Here is a 1,261-nt window from a genome sequence, read left to right on the forward strand (position 1 = left end):
GGTGTAGAGACGTTTGTTTTTCATGATGTGAAAAGTGATCCTACGGCCGCTTCTATTGATGCGGCTGCCCAGCTTATTCGTGAACAGCAAATAAAGTGCGTCATTGGTCTTGGAGGCGGTTCAGCTATGGACGTTGCTAAAATGGCTGCGCTGGTTGCAGGGGATCATTATGAAACGATGCACTATGCTTTAATGGCCAATCCTTTTGCAAAAAAGAAAGTGAAAACGATTATGCTTCCAACTACTTCAGGAACGGGAGCGGAAGTAACAAGCACGGTTGTATTTTCTACTCACGATCAAGTAAAGGTATGGGCGTGGGATCAAGACATGGCACCGGAACTAGCGATATTAGAACCGCGATTTACTGTTAAACTGCCGGATTTCTTGACAGCTGCGACTACTTTAGATGCGCTTGTGCATGCAATTGAAGCATGCACAGGCAAGCGTACGAATCCTTTTATTCAAGCGCTGAGCCTTCAAGCAATATCATTGGTGAGTCAACACTTAGAAACGGCTCTGCAGCAGCCTGAAAACTTAGAGGCAAGAGGAAAACTCGCAATAGCGGCAACGCTTGCAGGAATGGCGATCGAACAAGGAGGAACGGGGCTTGCACACTGCATAGGACATGCTCTAGGAACAGTTGGGAAAATTCATCACGGCCGCGCGGTTTCAGTTGCTTTGCATGCTGTATACGATTGGAACATTGAAGGTRCAGTGGAACTGTACGCAGAGGTAGCAAGAGCTTTGGGAGTAAAGAAAGTATTTTCTACGAAGCAAGAACTTGCTTATGCAGGTGCAGAAGAATTTAAGCGTCTAGTAGCTGTAAGTGGATTAAACCTTGCGATTGGAGATAGGGATGAACTCTCTGTGAATATCTCTAACTTTGTGGACGTGATGCTTTCCGTTGAAAATGAACCGATGAGAGTAAATAATGCCCGTTTTGCCAGCAAAGAGGATCTACAGCAGTTTGCACATGCAATTATAAGTATAGGAGCGTCGAAAGTTTGATAGAAGCACATACCGTTTCCCTGAAGCGGTATGTACCATCTCATTAATCAGGCAGGAGGAAGCGTAATGAAAAAGATCAGACATGCTGTATTTTGGCCTCCATTTTTATTGTTAATTGGAGCTGCATTATTAAGTTTTACAAACCGTGAAACCTTTACGACAGTTACAAATAATGCAAATAATTGGGTTATTTCTAACTTAGGCTGGCTGTTTAGCATTAGCGGGCTGCTGATGGTAATTGCATGTATTGGTG

The 1,261-nt window shown here is 44.0% G+C and carries 2 protein-coding genes; both read left to right on the forward strand.

Translation table 11 applies throughout. The annotated features are described in order from the left end of the window. Positions 1-1,008 (forward strand): iron-containing alcohol dehydrogenase (locus AC1DRF_RS28355; protein ID WP_477742354.1); only part of this gene is annotated, 1,008 nt, incomplete at its 5' end. Positions 1,009-1,074: 66 nt separating this feature from the next. Further along, on the forward strand, positions 1,075-1,261 hold a 187-nt coding region (locus AC1DRF_RS28360; protein WP_477742355.1), incomplete at its 3' end, for a BCCT family transporter.

This window comes from Priestia sp. P5_B4 (assembly GCF_056400385.1).